The organism is Sphingobium soli (genome assembly GCF_020782245.1).
Taxonomy (GTDB): Bacteria; Pseudomonadota; Alphaproteobacteria; order Sphingomonadales; family Sphingomonadaceae; genus Sphingobium; species Sphingobium soli.
Genome location: NZ_JAJGNP010000002.1, coordinates 131,785 through 157,429 on the forward strand (window position 1 = coordinate 131,785; position 25,645 = coordinate 157,429).

Below are 25,645 nucleotides of genomic sequence, written 5' to 3' on the forward strand. Positions count from 1 at the left end.
GATGCTTCTTTGGTCGCGTTACCGCCGAAATTACGACGTAAATTCGTCGGAGAGGTAGGCTGACGGCGACAAATAGATGAATTCGGCATCGTTGACCTTATCGACGATCATGAGGCTGTCATAGACACCCATATGGCCATATCTGCCCTTGTAGGCTGCGCGTCGACCGACAAAGTCGATAAGGAACATTGTCGAATGATCGTTGTCGTGACGCCTTCTGAGCGAGGGTTCGAGACTTTGCGAAAAGTTCAGCCATTCCGCGCCGCGTCCTTGACGACCCCGGAGGGCGCGATAGCGGGATTTCACCTCAGCCGGCGTGGACGCGCCCTCGAAAAAGCGCGATCCTTCGAATTCGTCGAGCCAGATGCCTTTGTATCGTCTGGCAGGCAGTAGCCTATAACATTGCTCGGCCGGAATGCGACCGTAGACAACTATTCCATCGATGGTTTCCTTTTGGCTGCATGGGTACCCCAGGAGGCCGCCCGCCTTGCTGGCCACGCCATCGCTGAAACGCTGGTATCCACGGATGGGCGTTGCGCGTTCGTCGCAGGCTGTGATGTTCAGGGCCAAGATGGCGGCATAGCCTTTTAGATGACGCATTGTATTTCCTAGCGAGCGAACGGTCCGGTTCTAGATAGCATCTCACACCCCCAGCCATTCAAGCCCGTTGGGCAAGTTATCTGAGCTATAGTCGAGTTGCAGGACGCGGCGGTGGCGGGGATTAGTAGCGGCGTCGGACGCGTGAAGGATGGGCGTGGCGTAGAGCCAGATGTCGCCGCGCTCCGCCAGGCAGGCGTGCGTCCCGCAGCGGGCGACGAGGGCGGCGACATCGGTTTCGGGGATGCGGCCGTGGCGGTGCGAGCCGGGGGCGATCAGCAGCGGAGCATTGTCTGTGTCGACGGGGTCGAGATGGATGCGCAGGGTGAGCATCCGATCAAGCAGGGATTGCGGCGGCGCGACGTGCTGAATGCCGGACTTGAGCGTCCAGGGGCCGAAGCCCGGTGTGCCGATGCGGGTGCGTACGGCGATGGTGCGGTCCTGATGCCAGCCGAGCGCCCAGTTGGTTACGGGGCTTTTGTCGAAGAGGATGGCGCGTACCGCTTTTGTGGTCGGGCCTTGATGGGCGGCGGCGTGGCGGCCGATCGCGCCGGTGGCGCTGAGCATGCTGGCGAGGGCGGGCAGGCTGGCGAGACGCAGACCGGGCTGGCCGGGCGGCAGATCTGAGAGCGCGGATTCTATGGTGGCAAGCGCCGCAGCATTAAGAGCGGAGCGGACATGAAAGGCTCCGTGGGTGTCAAGACTTGGGCGCATGACGACTTCATGGGCGAAGGGCTGAGCGGGGGCAAGGGGCCGGCCCCCTCTCCAACGGCATCCAGGCGGCTGCGCCGCCAAGACTTTGTATCCTCTCCCCCAAAAGGGGCGAGGAAATTATGGGCGGTCCATTTTGGGCCGCCCTTTTTTGTGGAGACGGGCATGACGGATCATTTGGAAGCGAGCCTGGACATGGTGGTGCAGGGGGAGCGGATTGCGGGACTGGCGCAGGAGGTGGCGATGCTCAAAGGGGCGTTGCTGAGCGCGCAGCGGCCGGCGCTCGATGGGGTGAAGGGCGGGTTGGAGGACCCGGCGCGGGCGGCGTTTGTGAATCGCTATGTGCGGCAGGGGCATGAGGCGGGCGTCGAGCTGAAAAGCTTTTCGGGCACGTTGGGCGCGGCGGGCGGCTATGCGGTGCCGCGCGAGATCGACCAGCTGATCGGGTCGACGCTCAAGGGCATGTCGCCGATCCGCGCCATCGCCAATGTGGTGCGCACGGGGAGCGCGGGATACCGCAAGCTGGTGACGGCGGGCGGCATCGTGTCGGGATGGGCGAGCGAGACGGGCGCGCGGGGCGAGACGGGGACGCCGAGCTTCAACGAAATCGTGCCGCCCGGTGGCGAGCTGTTCGCCAATCCGGCGGCATCCCAGGCGATGCTGGACGATGCGCAGTTCGATGTCGAAGGCTGGCTGGCGAGCGAGATTGCCCGCGAGTTCGCGGTGGCTGAGGGCGCGGCCTTTGTGACCGGCAATGGGACGAACAAGCCCAAGGGCTTCCTGACCTATACGACCACCAATGAGGGCGATGCGGCGCGCGCGTTCGGATCGCTGCAATATGTGGCGTCGGGCGCGGCGGGCGGCTTTGCGGCGAGCAACCCGCAGGACAAATTGATCGACCTGATCCAGAGCCTGCGCGCGCCCTATCGCCAGGGGGCGTGCTTCGTGATGAACAGCGCCACGCTGTCGGTCATCCGCAAGATGAAGACGAGCGACGGCGCGTTCCTGTGGCAGCCGGGCCTGAGCGCAGGCCAGCCCGCGACCCTGCTGGGCTATCCGGTGGTCGAGGCCGAGGATATGCCCGACATTGCCGCGGGCAGCCTGTCCATCGCCTTCGGCAATTTCGCGATGGGCTATGTCATCGCGGAGCGCAGCGAGACGAGCATCCTGCGCGATCCGTTCAGCAACAAGCCGTTCGTCCATTTCTACGCGGTCAAGCGGATCGGCGGCGGCGTGGCCAATAGCGAGGCGATCAAGCTGATGAAGTTCGCTGCGTCGTAAACGGCAAGACGGCAGGCGGATGACTTGGTGGGGGGAGGCATGGGCCTTCCCCCCTTTTTTGTGTCGAGACTGGCAGGGGAGCGGGGCGTGGCGATCACGGGGCTGGAAATGGCAGAGCTGGTGCGCGAGCTGTGCCATGACGAGGGGACAGGACCGCTGGCGCTGAGCGGCGCGGCGGCGGGATATAGGCGCTTTGCCGACGCAGTGGGGGCGGGCGCGGCCTTTCCCTATGTCATTGTGGGCGCAGGCGACGCGCCGCAATGGGAGGCGGGCAGCGGCGCGCTGGACGCAAGCGGGCGGCTGGTGCGGACGCCGTTGGCCTCTTCGGCGGGCGGCGCGGCGGTGGATTTCGGACCGGGTGAAAAGCGCGTGACGCTGACCCCACATGCCGGCTGGATCGCGGCGGTCGAAGATCATGGTCATGCCATGGCCGAAATTGCCGGGCTGGCCGAAGCGCTGGCGAACATGGAGCAGCTGGGCGCTACGGCGGATGCGGCCGCCCGGGCGATCGATGGATTGAGCGGGGCGCTGGCAGGCAAGCAGGCGGCGAGCGGGCAGCTGGATGCCATCGCGGCGCTATCGACCACGGCGTTCGGCCGGTCGCTGCTGGAACAGGGCGATGCGGGGAGCGTGCGCGCCCGGATCGGTGCGCTGGGCGCGAGCGGCGTGCAGCGCATGGGCGGCGCCGAGTTGCACATCAATACGATGACGGGCGAGGCCTATCCCACCGAAGGCTGGATGGGGCGGGTCAGCGTGTTGGGGCCGGCGGTGTCGGTGGTGATGGATGGCGGCCAGGGCAGTTTTCGCGTGGTGGGCACCGGCGCGCTGGCGAACAACCGGTTGTATCGCGCCAATGGGACGCTGGCGGCGCGGGCCGATATTACGAGCGGTGACGTCATTGGCGACTATAATGTGTGGGGGCAGATTGGCGGCGATTTCGTCGAATTGTCGCGGGTGCGCACCACCTATGTCGGCGCGGCGCCCGCCACCAATAATCTGGCGTCGCGGATGAATTTCTATGTCGGGCGGACCGGATCGTCGGCGATGCAGGAAACGCTGCGGCTGGAGCATCAGGCGATCACCGCCTTCGGTGCGGTTGCGCCATCGTCCGACAATGGCTTTGCGTTGGGGAGCGGGGCGGCGCGATGGTCGGCCATCTATGCCGCGAGCGGGACGATCAGCACGTCCGACGCGCGGTCGAAACAGGACCTGGCGGATATTGACGAGGCGTTGATCGACGCCTGGGGCGCGGTGGACTGGCGGCAATATCGCTTTGGCGAAGCGGTGGCGGCCAAGGGCGACGCTGCGCGCACGCATATAGGGCTGGTGGCGCAGGAAGTGCGCGATGCGATCGACGCGCGGCTGGGCACAGGCGCGGCGGTGCGGCTGGGGCTGCTGTGCCATGACAGCTGGGACGCGCGCGAGGGGGAAACAGACGATGATGGCGAGGTGACGCCGGCGCGCGCGGCGGGCGACCGCTGGGGGCTGCGCTATGAGGAGTGTCTGGCGCTGGAGGCAGCCTGGCAGCGACGGCGTATCGCGCGGCTGGAGACGCGGATCGCGGCGCTGGAGATAAGCGCATGATGCAGGGTGAGGCGCTGGGCGCGCTGCCGATCGGAGATGGCGGCGGCGCCGATGGGCCGCAGTGGCGCGGGCCATGGGGCATGGGGGTGCGGCCGGGGCTGGGCGTGCGGGTCGATGCGCGCGCGCCGGCGATCCGGGTCGCGGCGAGGATGGGGAGCAAGATCAGATGAGCCTGTTGTTGAAGGACCCGCAGGCGCGGGTCGATCATGCGATTGACTGGTCCGCCTATCTGGCGGGGCAGACCCTGATCGCCAGTGACTGGACGGTCGAGCCGCAGGAGGCGGGCGGGATGACCGTAGAGGAAAGTGCGTTCGAGGCGCAGCGCAGCAGCGCGCGGGTGGCCGGCGGGCGGGCGGGGCAGGTCTATCGGCTGACCAATCGCGTCACCCTGTCCGACGGCCAGGCGGATGAACGGTCGGTGACGATACGGGTGGAGGAACGCTGATGCTGGCGCAGCAGGAGAGCGGGGCGCTGGCGGCGCCACTGGCGGAATTGAAGGCCTATCTGCGGATCGCGCATGACGACGAGGACGCGGTGCTGGCCGGATTGCTGCGCGGGGCGAGCGCGCTGTGCGAGCAATTTGTCGGCCAATGGCTGATCGCACGCGATGCGCGCGAAACGGTGGCGGGTGGCGGCGGGTGGCAGCGGCTGTCGGCGCGGCCGGTGCTGGCGGTGAGCCAGGTGCGCGCGGTGGAGGCGGATGGCACGAGCATGGCGTTGCCTGTCGAGGCCTATGCCATCGACATCGACGCAGCGGGCGACGGATGGATGCGATCGACGCGGCCGGGTGACGGGCGCGCGCTGGCAGTCGACTATCGCGCGGGCATGGCGGCGGAGATGAACGGCCTGCCCGAAGCGTTGCGGCAGGGGATCATCCGGCTGGCGGCGGACCATTATCTTGCGCGCGGTAGCGAGGATGCGGCGCCCCCCGCCGTGGTGAGCGCGCTGTGGCGGCCCTATCGGCGGATGCGGCTGGCATGAGGCGGCTGGCATGAGGGCGGGGCTGGAACGGCGGGTGGCGGCGCGGGCGAGGGCGGTGCGGGCGCGGATCGCGGCGGCGGTCAGGGCGGAAGGCGTGGCGGCGCGGGTGGAGGGCGAGACGGTCGAACTGTCCGCGCCGGGGCTGCGCGCGCGCTGGTGGCGCGACCTGGCGCTGCGCGAGGCGGGGCGAGGGGGGAGCGAGCAATGAGCGCGGAAGTAGCGATACGGGCGGCGGTGATCGCGGCGCTGCGGGAGGATGCGGCGCTGATGGCGGTGGCGCAGGGCGTGCATGATGGCGAGCCGGGGCGGGCGGCGGCCCCTTATGCGCATGTGGGCGAATGCCTGGGTTCAGACTGGGGCGGCAAGGATGTCGCGGGGCGCGAATTGCGGCTGACCATCGGGCTGACCGTGGCGGAGGAGGTGCCGGCGCGGCTGGCTGGGATGATGGCGCGGGTCGAACCGGCGCTGGGCGCGGCGGCCGGGCGCGATGGCTGGCGGATCGTGAGCGCGCGGCTGCTGCGGTCGCGCGTCGCGCGGACGGGAGGCGGCGCGGGCGCGGGGTGGCGCGCGGTGATGGATTACCGGCTGCGCGTGGTGCGGGAGGGGTGAGTAGGAGGCGGGCGATAGGTGACACCCATCCCACAGCACCGCGTGCTGCCACCTCCCCTTAAAAGGAGAGGATGACGGGGCATGGGGGGTGGACGGACGCTCCCCAACTCAGCCGGGGCGGCTGTTTTCCTCATATTCGCTGGTGATCTTGTCGACATATTCGGCGATCTGGTCGTCGGCGTCGGCGCTGGCTTCTGCGTCGGACATGCCATCCGCCTTGTCCTGCGCGATGATGGCGGCGCGGAAGGCGGATTGCTGGGTGGCGCAGGTCTGTTTGAGCATCGACACAAAGTCGCCGAGCGGCATTTTCTTGTCGAGCGCGGGCTGCATCTGGGCGCTGAGGCATTTCGAAAAGTCGCGGCGTCCCGTGCCGACAGGATCGGCGGATGGGGCGGCGGCGAGCATCATCATGAACGAAGCGGCAACAATCATCGGGACCTCTCCTTGAAACCCTGAGCCATTGTTGTGACGGGTCGGCCAGACACCGCCCAATCTATCTGTTTTTCCGCGATTTTCCGGGCCGAAGCAGCGGGCTTCGATCCCGGGCGTCGCTTGTCGGGAGAATGCGCCATGGGCGTCGAAAAGGGAAGTGCGTTTCTGCTGAAGGTGGGCGACGGCAATGTGCCGGCAACATATGCGACGGTGGCGGGCATGCGCACCACGCAATTGTCCGTGAATGGCGAGGCAGTGAACATCACCAGCAAAGATTCGGGCGGCTGGCGCGAATTGCTGTCGGGCGCGGGCGTGCGGTCGGTCAGCGTGTCGGCGGCCGGGCTGTTCACCGGGTCGGACGCTGAGGTGCGCGTGCGCAATCATGCGCTGGGCGGCACGATCGAGGATTATGAGCTGAATTTCGAAAGCGGCGAGCGGATGCGCGGGCGGTTCCTGGTCACGCGGCTGGACTATGCCGGCGACTATAATGGCGAGCGCAATTATGCGCTGAGCCTGGAAAGCTCCGGCGCGGTGGTAAGCCTGTGAGTGGTGGCGCGAACCCGGAGCGCGGGGAAACGGCGCTGGTCGTGGGCGGCGAACATCTGGCGCTGCGGCCGAGCTTTGCCGCGCTGGTGGAAGCCGAGCAGGAATTGGGGCCGCTGTTCGATCTGGTCGAGCGGGCGGCGGACGGGAAATTGTCGCTGGGCGATTTGGTGGCGCTGCTGTGGCATTGCCTGGTCGATCGCGAGGCATTGAGCCGCGAGGCGCTGGGCGAGGCGGTGCTGGCGCTGGGCCTGGCCAGGGTGACGCCAGTGCTGCGCGCGGTGCTGCAACAGATATTGGCGGGGAAATGACGCGCTTTGCCGACGGGGCCGGGCGGCTGGCGGGATTGGCCGGCTGGCTGCTGGGATGGCGGCCGGACGAGTTCTGGCGCGCGACCCCGGCCGAACTGGCGAGCGTGCTCAAGGCCGCAAAGGGCGAGGAGGCGGATGGCGCGGCCGGCGTGGATGGCGCGGAACTGGCGCGGCTGATGGGCGCGATGCCGGATCAGGGGCGGACTGTGCGCTGAGCGGATGCTCTTCAAGTTGCGGGAATGACGCGGATAGTTAGTCAGGAGTGGCCGACATGGACGAGGATGTCGAGACGTTGGTGGTGCGGGTGCGGGCCGATACGCAAGGGCTGGGCCGCGATGTCGAGGCGATGCGGGCGAGCCTGGAGGGGCCGCTGGCGAGCGGCGCGGAGCGGGCGGGACTGCGCATCGAGCAGGGGCTGATGCGCGCAGTGCGGACGGGGAAATTCGGCTTTGAGGATCTGAAGCGGCTGGCGCTGAGCACGCTGGACCAGATTGCCGCGAGCAGCCTGCGATCGGCGCTGGGGAGCGGAGGGTCAAGCGTTGGCGGGCTGGTGGGCCTGGGCGCGACCCTGCTGACGTCGGTGCTGGGGTTGCCGGGGCGGGCGACCGGCGGGCCGGTGGCGCCGGGGCGCGCCTATATGGTCGGCGAGCGCGGGCCGGAAATGTTCGTGCCCACGGCGAGCGGGCAGGTGATCGCCCATGGCGGCGGCGGGCGCGACGTGCGGGTGAGCATCGCGGTCAATGGGCGTGGCGGGGAGAGCGAGCCGCGATTGCTGGCGCGCAGCGCGCGACAGGTGGCGCGCGCGGTCAGGGGGGCGCTGGAGCAATGAGCATGGGATATTGGCTGGCGGACGCGCGGGAAGGGCAGGAGGCGGGGTTCCTCAAGCGGTTCGCGGCGACCCATTGGACGGTGAACTTTCCCCGGCCGATGATGGCAAGCGTGGTTACGATTGCCCCAGACGCCGCTGCGACAGGCTCGGGACCGGGCCTGCGGGTGGATACGGTTTTCTATGGGTCGGGGGATCTGGCGGGCCTCATCTGGGAGGCGGAGGACAGATGGAGCCATCCGCTGCTGGCCTATGAGACGGATCGGGACTTTCGGCATTGCACCCTGTCCTTTCGCTGGCGCAGTGGCGGGCTGCGGCGGCTGGATGAAACGCATGGGCCGACCCTGACGATCGAGGGGCGCGATGCGGCGGGCAACCCGCGCGCCTGGTATGTGCGCTTGTGGAATTATGCGAGCGGCGGGCCGGAAGATGCTGTCATCCGGCTGGATTTTGCCGCGCTAGTGGCGGGATATGACCCGCCGGAGGACGCCGACCCGGTATGGGCGGGCGATGTCGATAGGATGTTCATTTCGCTGGTTCCGCCCGGTTATGACGAGGGCGACACGCCTTTCGCGCAGGCGCAGGAAGGCTGGGCGGAGCTGAACGCCATTGCGTGCGAGGGCGCGGGATCGGTGCTGGCGGTGGGCGACGTGATGCTGCCCGAACATGGGCTGAGCATGGCGACCGGCTATGACGATTGTTTTAACCAGACGCCCGAGCGGGTGGTCGCGGCGATCCATGCGCTCGGCTATCGCGGGGCGATCAACCATTATGTCGGGATGAGCCATTATTTCCGGCTCGAACGGTTGGGCAGCGACCTGTATGTGAGCTTGGCGGGTGGGGCGCTGAATGCGCCCTGCGCGGCATGGCACCGGGATTTTGCGATGCGGGCCAAGGCGCTGGGGTTCGGCGTTATCTGGTCGCTATCCTATGAATTGTTCGACGCCCATTGCTGGAACGACTGGAAGCAGCGGGCGGACAATGGCGACCCGGCGTTGACCGGGTGGGAACCGCCATCGACATTATTGTCGCCCGCCGATGGCGGGGCGATGGCCTATTTGCAGGCGATTGCGACGGCCTTTGTTTCCATCGGCTTGGATGCGGACTTGCCGATCCTGTTTCAGGTGGGCGAGCCATGGTGGTGGGTGATGCCGGGCGACGGGCGCATCTGCCTGTATGATGACGCGGCGCGGGCGGCTTTGGGCGGCGCGCCGGTGTCGATTCCGAGCGTATGGGGCGAACTGGACGCGGCGCAATGCGCGCTGCTGGATACGGCGGGCGCTTTGCTGGCGGCATCGACGGCGGCGCTGTGCGCGGCGGTGAAGGCGGCTGCGCCGGGCGCGGTGACGCATCTTCTGGCTTATCTGCCCACCATATTGGACCCGCGCGCGCCCGAAGCCAAACGCGCGAACATGCCGGTCGGTTGGGCCGCCCCGGCGTTCGACGTGCTGCAACTGGAAGATTATGACTGGGTGACGGAGGAGCGGCCCAATCTGACGGCGCGCGGGATTGCGATGGCGACCGCGCGGTTGAGCTATCCGGTCGAGGAGCAGCAGTATCTGGCCGGGTTCGTCCTGCTGCCCGAACAATCCGGGCAGTGGCGGGCGATCATGGCGGCGGCGCGCGCGGCGGTGGCGCGGGGGACGGCGGCGACATTCATCTGGGCGCTGCCACAAGTGTGCCGCGATGGCTTTACCTGTTTCAGCATAGAAGGGGAGGATGGGGTGCAAGCCTTTGACGACATACGCTTTCCGCTGGCGATCGGGCGGGAGGCGAGCCTGAGCCCCGCCTTTTCCACGCAGATCGTCGAAAGCCCGTCGGGGCATGAGCGGCGGTCGAGCGATTGGGCCGATGCGCGCCTGTCCTATGATGCCGGGCCGGGCGTGCGGTCGGAGGCGGACATAAGGGTGTTGATCGACTTTTTCCGGGCGCGGCGGGGGGCGGCGCGCGGGTTTCGCTTTACCGATCCCTATGACGATTGCAGCGGGCCGGCGGGCGCGGCGCCCTCGCCGATCGATCAGCGGCTGGGCGTGGGCGATGGCGTGCGGTCTCAGTTTCCGCTGATGCGCCATTATGGCGCGGGCGAGGAGGCGCAGGTGCGGCGGATCACCCGGCCTGTTGCGAGCAGCATCCGCGTCGCGGCAGACGGGGTGGAGATGATCGACGGCTGGAGCCATGAAGGGCTGGGCGTGATCGCGTTCGACGAGGCGCCAGCGGCGGGGGTGGTGCTGACTGCCGGCTACCGGTTCGATGTGCCAGTGCGTTTTGCCGAGGATCGGCTGGAGATCAGCCGCGCGACCTTTGCCGCGGGCGAAGCGGTGTCGGTGCCGCTGGTGGAGATACGCGAATGACCGGCGGGCTGGACGAGGCGCTATGCACGCTGGCCTTTTGCTGGCGGATCGCGCGGCGCGACGGGGTGACGATCGGGCTGACCAGCCATGACCGCGACCTGGAGATTGGCGGCATCCTCTATCGCGCAGTGCCGGGCATGACACCAGCGGCGGTGCGCAGCGGCATGACGCTGGATGGCGAAGACAGCGATGTGGCGGGCGCCTTGTCGAGCGAGGCGATCAGCGAGGCGGACCTGATGGCGGGGCGCTGGGACGGTGCGGCGCTGGAGCTGCGGGTGACGCAATGGGAAGCGCCGGGCGCGCTGTGGCATGTGCTGGCGCGCGGCGAGATGGGCGCGGTGTCGCGCAAGGGGCAGGAATTTTCGGCGGAATTGATCGGTGCGGCCGCAGTGTTGGGCGCGCCGGTGGCCCCGAGCACATCGCCCGACTGCCGGGCGCGGCTGGGCGACCGGGCATGCCGGGTTGATATGGCAGGGCGGCGGCGGATCGTGGCGGTGGACGGCGTGGAGGGAGCGGAGGTCGCCGTCGCCGGACTGGTGGCGGGGGCCTATGCCTTTGGCGCGCTGCGATGGATGACGGGGCGTAACGCAGGGCTGACGCAGGCCGTGCTGGATAATGATGCGTCCGGCTTGACGCTGGCGGACGCGCCCGCCTTTGCGGTGGAGGTGGGGACGCTGGCGCATTTGATCGAAGGCTGTGACCGGCAGGCCGCGACCTGTGGAGCGCGCTTTGGCAATATCGCCAATTTCCGGGGGGAGCCGTTCCTGCCGGGCATGGACCTTCTGACCCGCTATCCCGGCGCATGAGCGGGGAGGAGCGCGCGGCGGAGGTCGTCGCGGCGGCGCGGGCGCTGGTGGGCGTGCCGTTTCGGCTGCATGGGCGCGATCGGGACGGGCTGGATTGCGTCGGCGTGGCGGCGCTTGCGCTGGGGCGGGCCGCGCCGCGCGGCTACGGATTGCGCAGCGGAGACACGGCCAAGGCGGCGGATTGGCTGAAGGCGGCGGGTCTGAGGCCGGTGGTGGAGGGCGGCGCGGGCGACCTGGCGCTTGTGCGGCCGGGGCCGTTGCAGCTGCATCTGATGGTCGGGACCGGCGCGGGCTTCGTCCACGCCCATGCCGGATTGCGGCGCGTCGTGGAAATGCCGGGGGAATCGCCCTGGCCGATCATCGGCTGGTGGCGGGGATGAAGGAGGGGCGAGCATGGCGACAATAGTGCTGAGCGCGGTGGGCACGGTGCTGGGCGGGCCGATCGGCGGGGCGATTGGCGGCCTGATCGGTAACGCTTTCGACAATGAAGTGCTGTTCAAGCCCAAGGGGCGGCAAGGCGCGCGCCTTGCCGACCTGCAAGTGCAGACGTCCAGCTATGGCACGCAGGTGCCCGCGCTATTCGGGACCATGCGGGTTGCGGGCACGGTCATCTGGGCGACGGATTTGCAGGAGACGTCGAGCCGCAGCGGCGGCGGCAAGGGGCGGCCGAGCGTCACCAGCTACAGCTATTCGGCGAGCATCGCGGTGGCGCTGTCGTCGCGGCCGGTCCGGGCGATCCGGCGGATATGGGCGGACGGCAATCTGCTGCGCGGGGTGGCGGGGGATTTCAAGACCGAGGTCGGCGCGTTCCGGGTGCATCCCGGCGACGAGGGGCAGCCGCCCGATCCGTTGATCGCATCGGCACAGGGCATCGGCGCGACGCCGGCGCATCGCGGCATGGCCTATGTCGTGTTCGAGGATCTGGCGCTGGCCGACTATGGCAATCGCATTCCGTCGCTGACATTCGAGGTCGAAGCCGATGACGGGGCGGTGTCGCTGGACCGGATTGCGTCTGACCTGAGCGCGGGGCGGCTGGCGGGGCCGGCACAGATCAGCGTTGGAGGCTTTGCCGCGAGCGGGGCCGACATGCGCGAGGCGGTGATGCCGCTGGTCAGTGCCTACGGATTAGGCCTGCGATCCGGCGCGGAGGGGCTGGCGCTGGTGGATACCGCGGCGGCGGCCGGGACCATCGCCGATGAAGCACTGGCGCAGCGGGTCAATGGTCGCGCTATCGACGCGGTTGAGCATAGTGGCGGGTCCGCCGATGGCGTGCCGGTGGCGCTGAGCCTGCGTTATCATGATGCGGCGCGCGATTATCAGGCCGGGGTGCAACGGGTGACGCGGCCGGGAGCGGGGCGGGCCGAGAGCGGGATCGACCTGCCCGCCGTGTTGGACCCCGATGCGGCGCGGGCGTTGGCGAGCGAGCGCCTGCGCGCGGCATGGGCCGGGCGGGCACGGATGACGGCGCGCTGCGACTGGCGGGCGCTCGGGCTAGCGGCGGGCGACGTCGTTGCGGTGGACCAGGCGTCGGGGCTGTGGCGGATTGAGGAGCGCGAATGGGAAGCGACGGCGGTGCGGCTGGCGCTGCGGCGATTGCCCGGCGGCGGCGGCGCACCACCAGCGGGGGCAGGGTCAGGCGCGATCGTGCGGCCGGTGGATGCGCCGCACGGGCCGACGACGCTGATGCTGGCGGACCTGCCGCGTATCACCGACGGGGTGGCGAATGCGCCTTTGATCGTCGCGGCGGCGAGCGGTGGGGCTGGCTGGCGTAGCGCGGCGCTGTTCGTCACGGGCACGAGCGGGGAGGCGGTGCCGATCGGCCGGAGTGCCGGGCGCGCGGTGATGGGCGTGGCTGACACGGCGCTGAGCGGGGGAAGCGCGCAGCTGGTGGATCGCCGGCAATCCGTGTCTGTGACGCTGCTGGCGGAGGATATGATGCTGCCGAGCGCGGACGAGGCTGCGCTGGACCAGGGGCGGAACCTGGCGTTGCTTGGTCGCGAGCTGATCCAGTTCGAGACGGCGGAGCGGACCGGCGCCGCGACCTATCGGCTGACAGGCCTGCGGCGGGGGCTGCGCGGCACCGACTGGGCGATGGCGGATCATGGCGCGGGCGAGCGGTTCCTGCTGATCGAGGAAGGACGGCTGGTCGAACCGCTGTCGATGCAGGGCGCGGACGCAGAGGCCGGGAGCGTGCTGCGGCTTTCGGCGGTCGGCATCGGCGATGTGGCGCAGGCCGAGGCGACCCTGACGATCAGCGGCGAGGCGCTGTTGCCGCTGGCGCCGGTGCATATGCGCGCGCGTCGCGATGGCGCGGGGGGCTGGGCGATCGCATGGACCCGGCGCAGCCGCGACGGATGGCGCTGGCTGAGCGGAACGGATGTGCCGATTGCCGAGGAAAGCGAGAGCTATGCGGTGCAGGTCATGGACGGGACGGTTCTGGTGCGGGCGCAGGACAGGACCAGTCCCGGCTGGACCTATACCGCAGACATGATCGCGGCGGACGGCATGGCGGGACGCAGCGTGACGATCTGCGTGCGGCAGCGGGGCACCTATGCGTTGGGGCGGGCGGCGAGCCTGCCCCTGATCCTGTGACAAAGGACGGCGATCACGCCGGAACGAGGAAGGACATAAATCATGGATGCTACGCCCAGATGGGGGCTGCCGCTGCTGTTCGCGGGACAGGCGCACAAGGAAATTGCCCATAATGAAGCCCTGGTCCTGATCGATGCGCTGTTGCACGGCCGGGTCGAAAGCGCGGCCATCAACGCGCCGCCGGAAGACCCGGCGCCCGGGCAATGCTGGATCGTCGCGAACGCAGGGCAAGGCGCGTGGGAAGGCCGCAGCGGATCCGTCGCTTGCTGGACAGATGGCGGCTGGCGGTTCCTGACGCCCCATGCGGGTTTCGCCGTTGCGGTGGCCGACGAGGGGCTGACGCGTATGCATGACGGGAGTCAGTGGCGCGCCGGACCGATCCGTCCCGATGGCATTTATCTGGGCGAGGAAAGAGTGGTCGCGCAACGCCAGCCGCCTATTGCCGCCCCGGCCGGCGGGAGCGTGATTGACGCCGAGGCGCGATCAACCATCGCCGCCATTCTCGACCGACTGGGTTCCCACGGCCTGATTGTTGCATAATATTACTGAACTGCTCATTTCTTGTTGCAAGGGTGCGTCAATAGTCTAGGATTTCTGCACATTAGCCTGATCCCTTCGCGTTAAAGAGGCTAGTGCGTTATTTTTGCAACGGTTTCACTAATTGTGGACTTGCCATGAAACCTTCCCGTAGCTACAGGGTTTCAGCAGTCCTTCGTGACACTTTTGAAAGGGGAATCCATATGCGGAAGCTTGCCCTCGCGGCTGCGCTTGCGACCAGTGCCCTGGCCACTCCGGCCTTGGCGCGTGATAATAGCTGGTATGTTGGCGTGGACGCCGGCGTGCTGCTCGTTGAAGATCAGGACCTGACCTTCGACGCCGTCCCTCCCGGTGGTGCGGCGGTCCCGTCGATCGACTACCACAAGGGCTACGACTTCGACGCTAACATCGGTTACGACTTCGGTGGCTTCCGCCTCGAAGCCGAAGCCGCCTACAAGCGTGCGAAGATCGATTTCGACAAGACCGGCGGCGGCTTCGGCGGCGCTGCTTCGGCCCTGTCGTTCATGCTGAACGGTTTGCTGGACTTCGGTCCCGATGACGGCCTGCAGGGCTTCGTCGGCGGCGGTGTCGGCGTTTCGCGCGGCAAGCTCGCTTCGGACATCGTGAACGACAGCGACACCGGTTTCGCCTGGCAGGCGATCGCGGGTGTTCGTTACCCGGTCACCAACAATGTCGACGTTTCGCTGAAGTATCGCTTCTTCAACCAGGACGATATCAAGCTGATTCCGGCTTATCAGAGCATCTACGGCCAGGCCGGGTCGAACGCCGAAACCAAGCTGCGCACGCATAGCCTGCTGCTCGGCCTGACCTACAACTTCGGTGCGCCGGAAGAAGCGGCTCCGCCGCCTCCGCCTCCGCCGCCCCCGCCGCCCCCGCCGCCGCCTCCGCCGCCCCCGCCGGTTGCAGAGTGCCAGCCGGGACCGTACATCGTGTTCTTCGAATGGGACAAGTCGGACATCACGCCTGATGCCGCCACCATTCTGGACAACGCGGTTTCGGCCTACAGCAGCTGTGGCAGCGCCCAGGTCATGCTTGCCGGTCACGCGGATAAGTCGGGTTCGGCGTCGTACAACGTCGGTCTGTCGCAGCGTCGCGCTGACTCGGTCAAGGCCTACCTCGCGTCGAAGGGTATCCCTGACGGCGTGATGACGACCGAAGCCTTCGGTGAATCGCGTCCTCGCGTTGAAACCGCTGACGGCGTCCGTGAAGTCCAGAACCGTCGCGTGGAAATCACCTACGGTCCGGGCGCAGGCATGTAATCGGATCGTCCTTCCTTCGGGATGGACGGCAAAAAGAGGGGCCGGTCGAAAGACCGGCCCTTTTTTGTTATCGCAACGATTTTAGCGTGCTGGCCGAAACGGGGCGAGGCGCGCGGCGTCGCGACTGGTGGCGCGCGAATGGGCCTTGAGTGCTGCCCGATTTGACCGCCCTGCGGTCCATTTCTAGCCGGCGTCCATTTCTAGCCGGCAGGGCCAAGCGAGGACCTGGGTTGAATGCGGCAGCGGAGGGAAAACGCCCTGCCTGGTTCAGGCTATGTCGTTCAACCGACATGTGAAGCGGGTTCCGCTGGTTCAGTCATGCGAAACGCTCATCGGCCAAGCGAGGCAAGCTGGAGAGCGGCATGGTCATCTGGTCAGCATGGCTGCATAGCTGCGTTAATGGGGGCAGTCCGCGTGGCTGCTGCGACTGCCCCGCACGGGACAAATCCCGTCAACGGCGATGAAGACGCCGAGCGTAGGCATGAGGGTGAAAAGGCCCATTTTGCGGCCGGCGTTTGACAGTCAGTCGCCCACCGTATCGACGCGCGGAAGCAGCGAGAAAGCGGGCGTGCCAAACGCGGCAGAGGCGACGCGAACTTAACGCTTTCTGGCGGCAGGGCGCGGCTATCATCTTCATCGCTCATCAATTCCGTCCGGCAAACGGCTCGTTCCGGTAGTTATGAAATTGAATGAACAAATGCGGCCGTCGAATGCCTCAAGCCGTAACGGGAGTGGCTTTCCCGTCATAGGCGGCTTCGTCCAATATGCCTTCGCGCTTGGCGACGAGGGTCGCGACGAGCACCTGGCCTGCGACATTGACGGCGGTGCGGCCCATGTCGAGGATCGGATCGATGGCGAGCAACAGGCCGGCGCCTTCGAGCGGAAGGCCAAGCGTCGAGAGCGTAAGGGTGAGCATCACGATCGCGCCGGTCAGGCCCGCCGTGGCAGCCGATCCCAGGACAGAGACGAAGACGATCAGCACATAGTCGATGAAGTGCAGCGGGATGCCGTAGAAGCCCGCCACGAAGATCGCGGCGAGCGCCGGATAGATGGAGGCGCAGCCATCCATCTTGGTGGTGGATGCGAGGGGAATCGCGAAGGCGGCATAGCCCTTGTCCACGCCCATCCGTTCGGTGACGGTTTCAGTGACGGGCAGGGTGCCGACCGAAGAGCGGGAGACGAAGCCGAGCTGGATGGCTGGCCACGCCTTGGCGAAGAAGGGGCCGGGGCGCAGGCCGTTGGCGAGCAGCAACGCCGGGTAGACGACCAGCAGTACCAGGGCGAGGCCAAGATAGATGGCGGCGGTAAACACGCCGAGCTGCGCCAGCGCGCTCCAGCCATAGGTCGCGATCGCAGTGCCGATCAGCGCGGCCGAACCGATCGGCGTTAGGCGGATGATCCAGCCCAGGATCGCGCGCACGACAGCGAGCAGCGAGCGCACGAAGGCAAGGAAGGGATCAGCCTTGTCCCCGACCTTCAGCGTGGCGAGCCCCACGACGATGGAGATGACCAGCAGTTGGAGGATGTTGAAGGACAGGCTGGTGGTCGCCGCGCCGTCGGTGATGCTGGTGCTGCCGGTCAGGGCCAGGCTGTTGCCGGGCACCAAGCCTTTAAGAAAATCCAGCCAGCCGCCATAGCTGTCGGGCTTGCCAACCGCGAGCGCGGTGCCGCGCAGACCCGCGCCCGGTTCCAGCAGCAGCCCGATGGCGAGGCCGATGCTGACGGCGATCAGGCTGGTGATGGCGAACCAGAGCAACGTCTGTCCCGCCAGGCGGGCGGCATTGTCCAGCGCGCGCAGATTAGCGATCGATGCAACGATGGCGGCAAAGACGAGCGGCGGAACCACCGCTTTCAGCAGCGAGACAAAGATCGACCCGGTCGTCTTTAACGCGGTTGCCAGCCAGTTGAGATCGCCGTCGGGACCGACCCCCATTTGACGCGCGACGAGGCCCAGCAGCAGGCCGACAACCATGCCGACCAGAACCTGAAACCCGAAACTGCGAAAATTGAGGGCCATGACGCATGCATTCCTTGGGACGAACGGGCGCTTATATCGGTCGGGGACGGGGGGATTGCGCGCAAGCAATTCTTTCAGGGGGGTGAAGCTGGGTGATTGGCTGGACCCGATGGCTGTGCCAGACAGGTCTGATCATTTCGGGGAGCAGATATATGGGATTGGGTAAGGCGTGTCTGGGGCTGGCGCTGGCGATCGCGCCGCAGGGCGCGCAGGCGGCAGCGGATGCCGGGGTGGCCAAGGACATATTGATGCGGTCCGTCGCGTATCGCACGGTCCAGGGGGCGGGGCAGGTGCCCAAGCTGGCGGCCTATTATGCCGACATATTGAAAAAGGCGGGCTTTGCCGACGCCGATGTGGTCATCACGCCGATGGGCGAGACGGCGACATTCGCCGCGACCATCAAGGGGCGGGATGCGGCACTCAAGCCCTTGCTGATGATCGGGCATATGGATGTGGTGGAGGCCGATCCCAAGGACTGGACGCGTGATCCGTTCGTCCCGGTCGAGGAAAATGGCTATATCTTCGGCCGCGGCGCGGAGGACAATAAATATGATGTCGCGATGATGGTCGCGACGCTGGCGCAGCTGAAGAAGGAAGGCTGGAAGCCGCGTCGGACCGTTACATTGCTGTTGTCGGGGGACGAGGAAACCGACATGGCAACGACGCGCGCGCTGGCGTCCCAATATCAGGACGCTGAAATGCTGTTGAACGGGGACGGCGGCGGCGGGCTGCTGAGCGAAGAGGGGAAGCCCGTCCTCTATCAGTTGCAGGCCGGCGAGAAGACCTATGCCGATTTCGAGATCGGCTTTACCGATGCGGGCGGTCATTCCAGCGCGCCGACACCGGGCAATCCCATCTATCGGCTGGCGAAGGCGATCGACCGGATCGCGGCCTTCACGTTTCCCCCGATGCGCAACGAATTGACCAAGGCGTCGCTGACCCTATCGGCGGACCGCATGGGGGGCGATGTGGGCGAAGCCATGCGCCGTTTTGCAGAGACCGGCGATCCGACGGCGGCGGAGATATTGTCGGGCCACCCGGAATTTGTCGGGCAGGTGCGCACGACCTGCGTCGCGACCATGGCGCAGGCGGGGCATGCGCTCAACGCCTTGCCGCAAAGCGCGAAAGTCAGCGTCAATTGTCGGATTTTCCCCGGCGTGGCGATTGATGACGTGAAGGCGCAGCTGACCAAGGTTGTCGACGACTCGAGCGCCACGATCACGACATTGGGGGATCCGACCGGCAGCGATGCGTCGCCGCTGCGCGAGGACGTCATGCAGGCGGTGCGCGATGCCGTACTGGCGCGCGCGCCGGGCATTGCGATCATGCCAGGCATGTCGGCCGGAGCGACAGACAGCGTTCATTTCCGCGCGCTGGGTGTGCCGAGCTATGGCGTGTCCAGCCTCTTCATGCGCGCAGAGGACGGCTTTGCCCATGGGCTGAACGAGCGCGTGCCGGTCGCGGGCATCCGGGAATCGCTGGAGCAATGGGACCGGGTAGTCCGGGCGTTGGCAAAGTAGGCGCTTATCCTCTTACCCCCGTTCGGTTCTAGCTTGTCGAGAACAGTTCTCGACAAGCTCGAACCGAACGGATGTGGAAAGGCTTTGCTTTACCCCCGGACCGCGATTCCGTTGGCGGCTGACAGGATCGCCTTGACCGAAGCGGTCGCCACGTCGCTGTCGGTGCCGATACCGAAGACGGTGCGACCGTCGGGCGTGCGGCATTCGACATAGGCGGCGGCATTGACATCGCTGCCCGCGCCGATGGCGTGTTCGCTATAATCCGCGATTTCCAGTTGGACGCCAAATTCGTCACGCAGTGCGGCGAGGATGGACGAGAGCAGGCCGTTGCCGCGGCCGGAAATGGAACGCTCGCCGCCCTTGTGGCTGATCTTGCCGGTAAAGATGCGGTCGCCTGCCTGACCGCCTTCCTGATAGTCGATCAGGGCATAGGGCTGATCGCCGGTCAGGCAATAATGGGCGTCGAAGGCTTCGCTGATGTCGGCGGCGTTGAGTTCGCGGCTGGAGCTGTCGGCAAGGGCCTGAACCACGCGCGAAAAGTCCGCCTGCATTCGCTTGGGCAACTTGTAGCCCTTGTCCTGTTGCAGCACCCAGGCGACGCCGCCCTTGCCCGACTGGCTGTTTACGCGAATGACCGCTTCATAGTCACGGCCCAGATCCTTGGGGTCGATTGGCAGATAGGGGACGTTCCAAATCCGGTCGTTGCGCGCGTCCTGCGCGGCAAAGCCCTTCTTGATCGCGTCCTGATGGCTGCCGGAAAAGGCGGTGAAGACCAGTTCGCCGGCATAAGGATGGCGGGGGTGAACCGGCAGCTGGTTGCAATATTCGACCGTCTGGATGACGTCGTCAATGTCGCTAAAATCAAGGCCGGGGTTGATCCCCTGCGTATACATGTTGAGCGCGACGGTCACGAGGTCGCAGTTTCCGGTGCGCTCGCCATTGCCGAACAGGCAGCCTTCGACGCGATCCGCGCCGGCCATGATGCCCAGCTCCGCCGCCGCGACGCCAGTGCCGCGATCATTATGGGTATGGAGCGAGATGACGACGCTGTCGCGACGCGAGATGTTGCGGCAGATCCATTCAATCTGGTCGGCATAGATATTGGGCGTGGCGCATTCGACCGTGGCGGGCAGGTTCAGGATCAGCGGCCGCTGCGGCGTGGGCTGGAGTATTTCCATCACCGCCTCGCAGCATTCCAGGCTGAAATCCAGTTCGGCGGTGGAGAAGGTTTCGGGCGAATATTCGAAATGCCAGTCAGTGTCGGGCTGGGCGGCGGCATGGTCGCGCAGCAGCTTGGCGGCGTTGACGGCGATTTCGCGCACCTGACTGCGCTCCATCTGGAACACGATGTCGCGCCAGGCGGGCGAAATGGCATTGTAGACATGGACGATCGCCTGCTTGGCGCCCCGCAGGGATTCAAAGGTCGTGGCGATGAGGTCGGCGCGGGCCTGGGTCAGCACCTGCGGCATCACGTCGTCGGGAATGGCGCCATTTTGCACCAGGCTGGAGATGAAATCAAATTCGGTGGCGCCGGCGGAGGGGAAGCCTACCTCGATTTCCTTGACCCCAACCTTGACCAGCAGGTCGAAGAAGCGGCGCTTCTTTTCCGCATTCATCGGGTCGATCAGCGACTGGTTGCCGTCGCGCATGTCAGTCGAGAGCCAGCGGGGCGGCGCGGTGATGACGCGGCTGGGCCACTGGCGGTCAGGCAGATCGACCTGCGGGAAGGGGCGATATTTCAGCGAGGGATCGGTCAGCATCATGGGATGAGATATTTCCTGCGACAGACGCGAATCCGCGCCCGTGGAACGACTTGACTGTGATGGATGCCCTTAGGCGGATCGACGCTGCCCTTAGCCGGAAGGCAGCACAAAAGCCACGCCTAAGGGCGTGTAAGTCGTAGCAGGGGAAGGCGCGCGACGCTCTGCATGATGCGCGGTGCATACGCAAAACAGGGCCAGCATGCAAGCCGGCCCTGTCTATTGGACATTTTATGTCGTGCGCTTACTGTTTTTCGAAACCAGCGATGACCTTGAGTTCGATCGCATCGCTGACGATCGGGACCGCATAGCCCATGCCGAAATCGCTGCGCTTGATCGTCGTCGTGGCGACGAAGCCGACATTTTCCTTCTTGCTCATCGGCTGGATGCCGGCGCCATAGAATTCGGCGTCGAGCATCACGGGCTTGGTCACGCCATGCAAGGTAAGGTTGCCCGTGATTTCAGCGCCGGTCGCGCCGTCAGGCTTGACGCTGGTCGAGACGAAGGTGGCCGTCGGGAATTTCGCTGCATCGAAAAAGTCCGGCTTCATTAGATGCTCGTCGAGCTTGGTGACGCCGGTGCGCAGGTTGGCGACTTGAAATTCCACCGACACCTTGCTGTTGGCGGGGTTCGCCTTGTCGAGGGTCAGCGTGCCGGTGGGCTCGGCAATGGTGCCCATATTGTTGGTGAAGCCCATATGGTCCCAGGCGAACACGACCTGGGTATGGCCCCCGTCGACCTTGTAGCTGCCGCCGGTGACTTTTGCGGCGTCCTTCGTGCCGGGCGCGGCGGTGGGCATTTGCGCAACGAGGGCAGTGCCGCCGGCAAGCGCGATCAGGGCGGCGGCGGGGATCAGGATTTTTTTCATGGAACGGATTCTCCGAAATGCTCAAGGGGCGCGACAATGATATGCCGCGCCCCCCGATTATTCCAGAGCCGTAACCGCGAACGGATTGTTTCCGTTCCGGGCCGGCCTGACTTGCCGATCCGTCCCTTAAGACAGCAAGGTGGCCCTCAGTTCTTGTCCTTGTCCACCAGCTTGTTGGCGCCGATCCAGGGCATCATCGCGCGCAGCTTCGCGCCGGTTTCCTCGATCGGGTGGCGCTGGGCGGCGATGCGGCTGGCCTTGAGTTCGGGCTGGCCGGCGCGGTTGTCGAGCACGAAGTCCTTGACGAAGCGGCCAGACTGGATGTCGGCGAGAACGCGCTTCATTTCCTTCTTGGTTTCTTCGGTGATGATGCGCGGGCCGGTTTTGATATCGCCATATTCCGCGGTGTTGCTGATCGAATAGCGCATGGTGGCGATGCCGCCTTCATACATGAGGTCAACGATCAGCTTCAATTCGTGCAAGCACTCGAAATAGGCCATTTCGGGCGAGTAGCCGGCCTCAACCAGCGTTTCGAAGCCGGCCTGCACCAGCGCGGTGGTGCCGCCGCACAGCACGGCCTGTTCGCCGAACAGGTCGGTTTCGCATTCCTCGCGGAAATTGGTTTCGATGATGCCGCTGCGGCCGCCGCCCACGCCCGAGGCATAGGACAGGGCGATGTCATGCGCATTGCCGGTCGCGTCCTGATGGACGGCGATGAGGCAGGGGACGCCGCCGCCGCGCTGATACTCGCCGCGCACGGTGTGACCCGGGCCCTTGGGCGCGATCATGATGACGTCGACGTCCTTGCGCGGTTCAATGAGGCCGAAATGGACGTTGAGGCCATGGGCGAAGGCGAGCGCCGCGCCGGGACGCAGATTGTCGTGGACATCGGCGGCATAGATGGCGGCCTGATGCTCGTCGGGGGCGAGGATCATGAAGACGTCGGCCCAGGCGGCGGCTTCGGCGTTGGGCAGCACCTTGAAGCCCGCGCCTTCCGCCTTCTTGGCGCTGGGCGAGCCGGCGCGGAGCGCAATGCAGACTTCGGCGACGCCGCTGTCGCGCAGGTTCTGCGCATGGGCGTGACCCTGGCTGCCATAGCCCAGTATGGCGACCTTCTTGCCCTTGATCAGGCCGATGTCCGCGTCACGATCATAATAAACCTTCATGTCTCGTCTCTTCCCTCGAACAAATGCCCTCGCCCCGCAGGGGAGAGGATATGAAATCTTGGTTCGGCGAGGCCGGACCTAGATGATGGTGGAGGAGGAGGGGGCGGGCTACCGTGGCGTCGCTGCCCCCTCTTCCAGCTACGACCAGGCGGGCAAGCCGTCAGGTCTTCGCAACCCTCTCCCCCCGATGGGGAGAGGGAAATTAATTCGCCTCTTTCCCGCGCATGAGGCCGACGACGCCGGTGCGACCGACTTCGACCAGCCCGATCTGGCGCATGAGCGCCACGAAATTGTCCACCTTCTCGGTCGTGCCGGTGAGTTCGAAGATGAAGCTTTCGATCGTCGTGTCGACCACCTTGGCGCGGAACACATCAGCCAGGCGCAGCGCCTCGATCCGGTCCTCGCCCGTGCCAGCGACCTTGACCAGCGCCAGTTCACGTTCGACGAAGGGGCCGGCGTCGGTCAGGTCCGTCACCTTGTGCACCGGCACCAGCCGGTCGAGCTGGGCAATGATCTGGTCGATCACCTTGGGCGGCCCGCCGGTGACGATGGTGATACGGCTGATCGCATGATCGTCGGTAATGTCGGCCACGGTCAGACTGTCGATATTATAGCCGCGCGCGGTGAACAGGCCGGCGATGCGCGCCAATATGCCCGCTTCGTTCGAAACGGTCAGCGACAGGACGTGCCGCTGGCTGAGTTCTTCCTGGATATGCATCAGATGGTTCCGTGATCCTGATGGTCGTCGGCCTGCCCGTCGGGGGCGGGCTTGTCGTGCCGCTGCGAAATCATGGCGACGAAGGCGAAATGCCATTCGCCGTCCTGGCGATGGGCGAGACGTACGGGAAAGCCCGATACCGCATCGAACATCCGTTCCAGCCGTTCCCCGACATAGCGAGGTCCCACCAGCAGCGTGCCGATATGCCGCTTGTTGAAATCGAAGCCATGGTCGAGATGCACTTCCCATTCCTCGTTGTCGGGACCGGCATGATCGGTGGTCCAGCCGGTCAGTTCGGCCGTGCCGGCCTGGCGCTCGAAATCCCAGGGCTCCGTCACATGGATGCGGAGCTTTAGATGTTGCGTCACATGCCCGTCCTTACACCAGCGCCTTGGCTTCGTCGGACATGATGCCCGCGATCTGGTTGGGATCGAGCAGCATGTCGGTATGCGCCGCGCCCGACGGGATCATCGGGAAACAGTTGGACAGCTTGGCTACGCGGCAATCAACGATCACCGGGCCGGCGGTGTCGAGCATCTGGCGAATGCCGCTTTCCAGATCCTCCGGCCCTTCGATGCGGATGCCGGTCCAGCCATAGGCTTCGCCCAGCTTCACGAAATCGGGCAGGCTTTCGGAATAGCTGTTGGAATAGCGGCTTTCATAGGTCAGTTCCTGCCACTGGCGGACCATCCCCATATATTCATTGTTGAGGATGAATATCTTGACCGGTAGGCGATATTGGGTCGCGGTGCCCAGTTCCTGAATATTCATCTGAATAGAGGCGTCGCCCGCGATGCAGATGGTGATGCTGTCGGGATTGCCCATCTGCGCGCCGATCGCGGCCGGAAAGCCATAGCCCATGGTGCCAAGGCCACCGGAGGTCAGCCATTTATTGGGGGCTTCGAACCCGAAATGCTGGGCCGCCCACATCTGATGCTGGCCAACCTCGGTCGTGATGATGACATCCCTGCCGGTCGACATACAGGCCTGATACAGGTCGGCGATCGCGCGCTGCGGCATGATTTCCGGCCCGGTTTCCGGGTAGGAGAGGCTGCGTTTGGCGCGCCATTGCGCAATGCGGGACCACCAGTCGGACAGATCCTGCTGCTGATGCCCGCGCTGTTTCCAGAGCGCGATCATGTCGTCGAGCGCGCTGCCGACGTCGGCGACCACGGGCAGGTCGACATCGACCGTCTTGTTGATGGAACTGCGGTCAATGTCGATATGGATCTTGCGGCTGTTCGGGGCGAAGGCGTCGAGCCGCCCTGTCACCCGATCGTCGAAACGCGCGCCGATGCACAGGATAAGGTCCGCCTGATTCATCGCCCAATTGGCTTCATAGGTGCCGTGCATGCCAAGCATGCCGAGCCACTGGTCCGACGAAGCCGGGAATGCACCCAGGCCCATCAGCGTCGACGTGACCGGCGCGCCGGTCAAGGCAGCAAGTTCGCGTAGCAGCGCGCTCGCCTGCGGGCCTGAATTGATGACCCCGCCGCCGGTATAGAGGACGGGGCGTTCGGCCGCGGCCAGCATTTCGACAGCCGCGTCGATCGCCGCGGCGTCCGCCTTGGTCTGCGGACGATAGCTGGCGTGGACCTTGAGCTCCGGGCGTGCATAGGGCGCGGTCGCGATCTGCACATTCTTGGGAATGTCAACGACCACCGGGCCGGGGCGGCCAGTGGTGGCGATGTGGAAGGCTTCATGCACGACGCCAGCCAGCTTCGCCGGGTCCTTCACCAGATAATTATGCTTGCTGCAATGGCGCGTGATGCCGACCGTGTCCGCCTCCTGAAAGGCATCAGTGCCGATCAGTTGCGTGGGAACCTGGCCGGTGATGACGACCATCGGGATGGAATCGAGCAGCGCATCGGTGATGCCGGTGACGGCATTGGTGGCGCCGGGGCCGGAGGTGACGAGGACGACGCCGGGCTTGCCGGTCGAACGCGCATAGCCCTCCGCCATATGCGTCGCGCCTTGTTCGTGGCGGACGAGGACGTGGCGGATCGTGGGGTGATTGTAGAGCGCGTCATAGATGGGCAGCACCGCGCCGCCCGGATAGCCGAACACGACTTCGACGCCCAGATCAACAAGGCATTCGACCAAAATGTCCGCGCCGCTCTTTTCGGCCACGATGAAACTCCTCTTGTTGCTGCAA

Annotated in this window: 28 protein-coding genes; 18 read left to right on the forward strand and 10 right to left on the reverse strand. The window is 66.0% G+C overall.

Going from position 1 to position 25,645, the window contains the following annotated elements; all coding sequences use genetic code 11:
• Nucleotides 1-30 precede the first annotated feature (30 nt).
• A complete protein-coding gene (locus LL253_RS03315; protein WP_228220475.1) occupies nucleotides 31-570 on the reverse strand; it encodes a hypothetical protein in 540 nt (179 codons plus the stop codon).
• Between the two features lie 72 nt (nucleotides 571-642).
• Entirely contained in the window at nucleotides 643-1,311 is a 669-nt protein-coding gene (locus tag LL253_RS03320; RefSeq protein ID WP_228226197.1) for a phytanoyl-CoA dioxygenase family protein, read from the reverse strand.
• A gap of 162 nt (nucleotides 1,312-1,473) precedes the next feature.
• Between LL253_RS03320 and LL253_RS03325 the strand changes: the two genes are divergently transcribed.
• The 7 genes from LL253_RS03325 to gp17 are packed head-to-tail and all read left to right on the forward strand — an operon-like array spanning nucleotide 1,474 to nucleotide 5,763.
• A complete protein-coding gene (locus tag LL253_RS03325; protein ID WP_228226198.1) occupies nucleotides 1,474-2,589 on the forward strand; it encodes a phage major capsid protein in 1,116 nt (371 codons plus the stop codon).
• Between the two features lie 60 nt (nucleotides 2,590-2,649).
• Nucleotides 2,650-4,173, forward strand: a complete 1,524-nt coding sequence (locus LL253_RS03330) for a tail fiber domain-containing protein (RefSeq protein WP_228226199.1) — start codon at nucleotides 2,650-2,652, stop codon at nucleotides 4,171-4,173.
• Nucleotides 4,170-4,343, forward strand: a complete 174-nt coding sequence (locus LL253_RS03335) for a hypothetical protein (protein WP_228226200.1) — start codon at nucleotides 4,170-4,172, stop codon at nucleotides 4,341-4,343. Before LL253_RS03330 ends, LL253_RS03335 begins: the two co-directional genes overlap by 4 nt.
• Complete coding sequence (locus tag LL253_RS03340; protein ID WP_228226201.1) at nucleotides 4,340-4,618, forward strand: phage fiber-tail adaptor protein; 279 nt, start codon at nucleotides 4,340-4,342, stop codon at nucleotides 4,616-4,618. The genes LL253_RS03335 and LL253_RS03340 overlap by 4 nt, the downstream gene beginning before the upstream one ends.
• Nucleotides 4,618-5,154 (forward strand): head-tail connector protein, encoded by a 537-nt coding sequence (locus tag LL253_RS03345; RefSeq protein WP_228226202.1) that lies wholly within the window; start codon nucleotides 4,618-4,620, stop codon nucleotides 5,152-5,154. The genes LL253_RS03340 and LL253_RS03345 overlap by 1 nt, the downstream gene beginning before the upstream one ends.
• A gap of 10 nt (nucleotides 5,155-5,164) precedes the next feature.
• A complete protein-coding gene (locus LL253_RS03350; protein WP_228226383.1) occupies nucleotides 5,165-5,362 on the forward strand; it encodes a hypothetical protein in 198 nt (65 codons plus the stop codon).
• Nucleotides 5,359-5,763, forward strand: coding sequence for a tail completion protein gp17 (gene gp17, locus LL253_RS03355; RefSeq protein WP_228226203.1), 405 nt, complete (start codon nucleotides 5,359-5,361; stop codon nucleotides 5,761-5,763). The genes LL253_RS03350 and gp17 overlap by 4 nt, the downstream gene beginning before the upstream one ends.
• A 108-nt stretch (nucleotides 5,764-5,871) precedes the next feature.
• On the opposite strand, the gene LL253_RS03360 is transcribed toward gp17, so the two are convergent.
• Nucleotides 5,872-6,195, reverse strand: coding sequence for a hypothetical protein (locus LL253_RS03360; RefSeq protein WP_228220466.1), 324 nt, complete (start codon nucleotides 6,193-6,195; stop codon nucleotides 5,872-5,874).
• Nucleotides 6,196-6,333: 138 nt separating this feature from the next.
• Between LL253_RS03360 and LL253_RS03365 the strand changes: the two genes are divergently transcribed.
• The 10 genes from LL253_RS03365 to LL253_RS03410 all read left to right on the forward strand — a co-directional run bounded on the left by LL253_RS03365 (nucleotide 6,334) and on the right by LL253_RS03410 (nucleotide 15,441).
• Nucleotides 6,334-6,741 (forward strand): phage tail tube protein, encoded by a 408-nt coding sequence (locus LL253_RS03365; RefSeq protein WP_228226204.1) that lies wholly within the window; start codon nucleotides 6,334-6,336, stop codon nucleotides 6,739-6,741.
• Nucleotides 6,738-7,049, forward strand: coding sequence for a gene transfer agent family protein (locus LL253_RS03370; RefSeq protein ID WP_228226205.1), 312 nt, complete (start codon nucleotides 6,738-6,740; stop codon nucleotides 7,047-7,049). Before LL253_RS03365 ends, LL253_RS03370 begins: the two co-directional genes overlap by 4 nt.
• Complete coding sequence (locus tag LL253_RS03375; protein WP_228220464.1) at nucleotides 7,046-7,264, forward strand: phage tail assembly chaperone; 219 nt, start codon at nucleotides 7,046-7,048, stop codon at nucleotides 7,262-7,264. Before LL253_RS03370 ends, LL253_RS03375 begins: the two co-directional genes overlap by 4 nt.
• Nucleotides 7,265-7,320: 56 nt before the next feature.
• Nucleotides 7,321-7,878 carry a tail tape measure protein gene (locus LL253_RS03380; protein ID WP_228226206.1) on the forward strand — a complete coding sequence of 186 codons (558 nt, stop codon included), beginning with the start codon at nucleotides 7,321-7,323 and terminating at the stop codon, nucleotides 7,876-7,878.
• 2 nt (nucleotides 7,879-7,880) lie between these two features.
• The gene (locus LL253_RS03385) at nucleotides 7,881-10,226 is read left to right on the forward strand and encodes a DUF2460 domain-containing protein (protein ID WP_228226371.1); all 2,346 of its coding nucleotides are present in this window, start codon (nucleotides 7,881-7,883) and stop codon (nucleotides 10,224-10,226) included.
• Complete coding sequence (locus LL253_RS03390) at nucleotides 10,223-11,032, forward strand: DUF2163 domain-containing protein (RefSeq protein WP_228226207.1); 810 nt, start codon at nucleotides 10,223-10,225, stop codon at nucleotides 11,030-11,032. The genes LL253_RS03385 and LL253_RS03390 overlap by 4 nt, the downstream gene beginning before the upstream one ends.
• Nucleotides 11,029-11,412 (forward strand): C40 family peptidase, encoded by a 384-nt coding sequence (locus tag LL253_RS03395; protein ID WP_228226208.1) that lies wholly within the window; start codon nucleotides 11,029-11,031, stop codon nucleotides 11,410-11,412. Before LL253_RS03390 ends, LL253_RS03395 begins: the two co-directional genes overlap by 4 nt.
• A 13-nt stretch (nucleotides 11,413-11,425) precedes the next feature.
• Nucleotides 11,426-13,624, forward strand: a complete 2,199-nt coding sequence (locus LL253_RS03400) for a phage tail protein (RefSeq protein WP_228226209.1) — start codon at nucleotides 11,426-11,428, stop codon at nucleotides 13,622-13,624.
• 42 nt (nucleotides 13,625-13,666) lie between these two features.
• Nucleotides 13,667-14,164, forward strand: coding sequence for a DUF2793 domain-containing protein (locus tag LL253_RS03405; RefSeq protein ID WP_228226210.1), 498 nt, complete (start codon nucleotides 13,667-13,669; stop codon nucleotides 14,162-14,164).
• 200 nt (nucleotides 14,165-14,364) lie between these two features.
• Complete coding sequence (locus LL253_RS03410) at nucleotides 14,365-15,441, forward strand: OmpA family protein (RefSeq protein ID WP_009821233.1); 1,077 nt, start codon at nucleotides 14,365-14,367, stop codon at nucleotides 15,439-15,441.
• 715 nt (nucleotides 15,442-16,156) lie between these two features.
• Here the strand turns inward: LL253_RS03410 and LL253_RS03415 are convergent.
• Nucleotides 16,157-17,458: a dicarboxylate/amino acid:cation symporter gene (locus LL253_RS03415; protein ID WP_228226211.1), complete on the reverse strand. Its 1,302-nt coding sequence runs from the start codon at nucleotides 17,456-17,458 to the stop codon at nucleotides 16,157-16,159.
• A gap of 152 nt (nucleotides 17,459-17,610) precedes the next feature.
• Between LL253_RS03415 and LL253_RS03420 the strand changes: the two genes are divergently transcribed.
• Entirely contained in the window at nucleotides 17,611-18,978 is a 1,368-nt protein-coding gene (locus LL253_RS03420) for a M20/M25/M40 family metallo-hydrolase (RefSeq protein ID WP_228226212.1), read from the forward strand.
• Nucleotides 18,979-19,067: 89 nt separating this feature from the next.
• Here LL253_RS03420 and leuA read toward each other — a convergent pair whose 3' ends face one another.
• The 6 genes from leuA to LL253_RS03450 form a co-directional block, all read right to left on the reverse strand.
• The gene (gene leuA / locus LL253_RS03425; RefSeq protein ID WP_228226213.1) at nucleotides 19,068-20,741 is read right to left on the reverse strand and encodes a 2-isopropylmalate synthase; all 1,674 of its coding nucleotides are present in this window, start codon (nucleotides 20,739-20,741) and stop codon (nucleotides 19,068-19,070) included.
• 241 nt (nucleotides 20,742-20,982) lie between these two features.
• Nucleotides 20,983-21,606 (reverse strand): YceI family protein, encoded by a 624-nt coding sequence (locus LL253_RS03430; RefSeq protein ID WP_228226214.1) that lies wholly within the window; start codon nucleotides 21,604-21,606, stop codon nucleotides 20,983-20,985.
• 146 nt (nucleotides 21,607-21,752) lie between these two features.
• Nucleotides 21,753-22,772 carry a ketol-acid reductoisomerase gene (gene ilvC / locus LL253_RS03435; protein ID WP_062734658.1) on the reverse strand — a complete coding sequence of 340 codons (1,020 nt, stop codon included), beginning with the start codon at nucleotides 22,770-22,772 and terminating at the stop codon, nucleotides 21,753-21,755.
• 202 nt (nucleotides 22,773-22,974) lie between these two features.
• The gene (ilvN, locus tag LL253_RS03440) at nucleotides 22,975-23,490 is read right to left on the reverse strand and encodes an acetolactate synthase small subunit (protein WP_009821240.1); all 516 of its coding nucleotides are present in this window, start codon (nucleotides 23,488-23,490) and stop codon (nucleotides 22,975-22,977) included.
• The gene (locus LL253_RS03445) at nucleotides 23,490-23,858 is read right to left on the reverse strand and encodes a hypothetical protein (protein ID WP_228226215.1); all 369 of its coding nucleotides are present in this window, start codon (nucleotides 23,856-23,858) and stop codon (nucleotides 23,490-23,492) included. The genes ilvN and LL253_RS03445 overlap by 1 nt, the downstream gene beginning before the upstream one ends.
• Before the next feature lie 10 nt (nucleotides 23,859-23,868).
• A complete protein-coding gene (locus LL253_RS03450; RefSeq protein ID WP_228226216.1) occupies nucleotides 23,869-25,620 on the reverse strand; it encodes an acetolactate synthase 3 large subunit in 1,752 nt (583 codons plus the stop codon).
• Between the last annotated feature and the right edge of the window lie 25 nt (nucleotides 25,621-25,645).

Excerpts from the sequence above, each read along its gene's own strand:
- LL253_RS03320 (WP_228226197.1), bottom strand. The coding sequence starts at position 1,311 with ATGCGCCCAAGTCTTGACACCCACGGAGCCTTTCATGTCCGCTCCGCT.
- LL253_RS03325 (WP_228226198.1), top strand. The coding sequence starts at position 1,474 with ATGACGGATCATTTGGAAGCGAGCCTGGACATGGTGGTGCAGGGGGAG.
- LL253_RS03335 (WP_228226200.1), top strand. The coding sequence starts at position 4,170 with ATGATGCAGGGTGAGGCGCTGGGCGCGCTGCCGATCGGAGATGGCGGC.
- LL253_RS03340 (WP_228226201.1), top strand. The coding sequence starts at position 4,340 with ATGAGCCTGTTGTTGAAGGACCCGCAGGCGCGGGTCGATCATGCGATT.
- LL253_RS03345 (WP_228226202.1), top strand. The coding sequence starts at position 4,618 with ATGCTGGCGCAGCAGGAGAGCGGGGCGCTGGCGGCGCCACTGGCGGAA.
- LL253_RS03350 (WP_228226383.1), top strand. The coding sequence starts at position 5,165 with ATGAGGGCGGGGCTGGAACGGCGGGTGGCGGCGCGGGCGAGGGCGGTG.
- gp17 (WP_228226203.1), top strand. The coding sequence starts at position 5,359 with ATGAGCGCGGAAGTAGCGATACGGGCGGCGGTGATCGCGGCGCTGCGG.
- LL253_RS03360 (WP_228220466.1), bottom strand. The coding sequence starts at position 6,195 with ATGATTGTTGCCGCTTCGTTCATGATGATGCTCGCCGCCGCCCCATCC.
- LL253_RS03365 (WP_228226204.1), top strand. The coding sequence starts at position 6,334 with ATGGGCGTCGAAAAGGGAAGTGCGTTTCTGCTGAAGGTGGGCGACGGC.
- LL253_RS03375 (WP_228220464.1), top strand. The coding sequence starts at position 7,046 with ATGACGCGCTTTGCCGACGGGGCCGGGCGGCTGGCGGGATTGGCCGGC.
- LL253_RS03380 (WP_228226206.1), top strand. The coding sequence starts at position 7,321 with ATGGACGAGGATGTCGAGACGTTGGTGGTGCGGGTGCGGGCCGATACG.
- LL253_RS03385 (WP_228226371.1), top strand. The coding sequence starts at position 7,881 with ATGGGATATTGGCTGGCGGACGCGCGGGAAGGGCAGGAGGCGGGGTTC.
- LL253_RS03390 (WP_228226207.1), top strand. The coding sequence starts at position 10,223 with ATGACCGGCGGGCTGGACGAGGCGCTATGCACGCTGGCCTTTTGCTGG.
- LL253_RS03395 (WP_228226208.1), top strand. The coding sequence starts at position 11,029 with ATGAGCGGGGAGGAGCGCGCGGCGGAGGTCGTCGCGGCGGCGCGGGCG.
- LL253_RS03400 (WP_228226209.1), top strand. The coding sequence starts at position 11,426 with ATGGCGACAATAGTGCTGAGCGCGGTGGGCACGGTGCTGGGCGGGCCG.
- LL253_RS03405 (WP_228226210.1), top strand. The coding sequence starts at position 13,667 with ATGGATGCTACGCCCAGATGGGGGCTGCCGCTGCTGTTCGCGGGACAG.
- LL253_RS03410 (WP_009821233.1), top strand. The coding sequence starts at position 14,365 with ATGCGGAAGCTTGCCCTCGCGGCTGCGCTTGCGACCAGTGCCCTGGCC.
- LL253_RS03415 (WP_228226211.1), bottom strand. The coding sequence starts at position 17,458 with ATGGCCCTCAATTTTCGCAGTTTCGGGTTTCAGGTTCTGGTCGGCATG.
- LL253_RS03420 (WP_228226212.1), top strand. The coding sequence starts at position 17,611 with ATGGGATTGGGTAAGGCGTGTCTGGGGCTGGCGCTGGCGATCGCGCCG.
- leuA (WP_228226213.1), bottom strand. The coding sequence starts at position 20,741 with ATGATGCTGACCGATCCCTCGCTGAAATATCGCCCCTTCCCGCAGGTC.
- LL253_RS03430 (WP_228226214.1), bottom strand. The coding sequence starts at position 21,606 with ATGAAAAAAATCCTGATCCCCGCCGCCGCCCTGATCGCGCTTGCCGGC.
- ilvC (WP_062734658.1), bottom strand. The coding sequence starts at position 22,772 with ATGAAGGTTTATTATGATCGTGACGCGGACATCGGCCTGATCAAGGGC.
- ilvN (WP_009821240.1), bottom strand. The coding sequence starts at position 23,490 with ATGCATATCCAGGAAGAACTCAGCCAGCGGCACGTCCTGTCGCTGACC.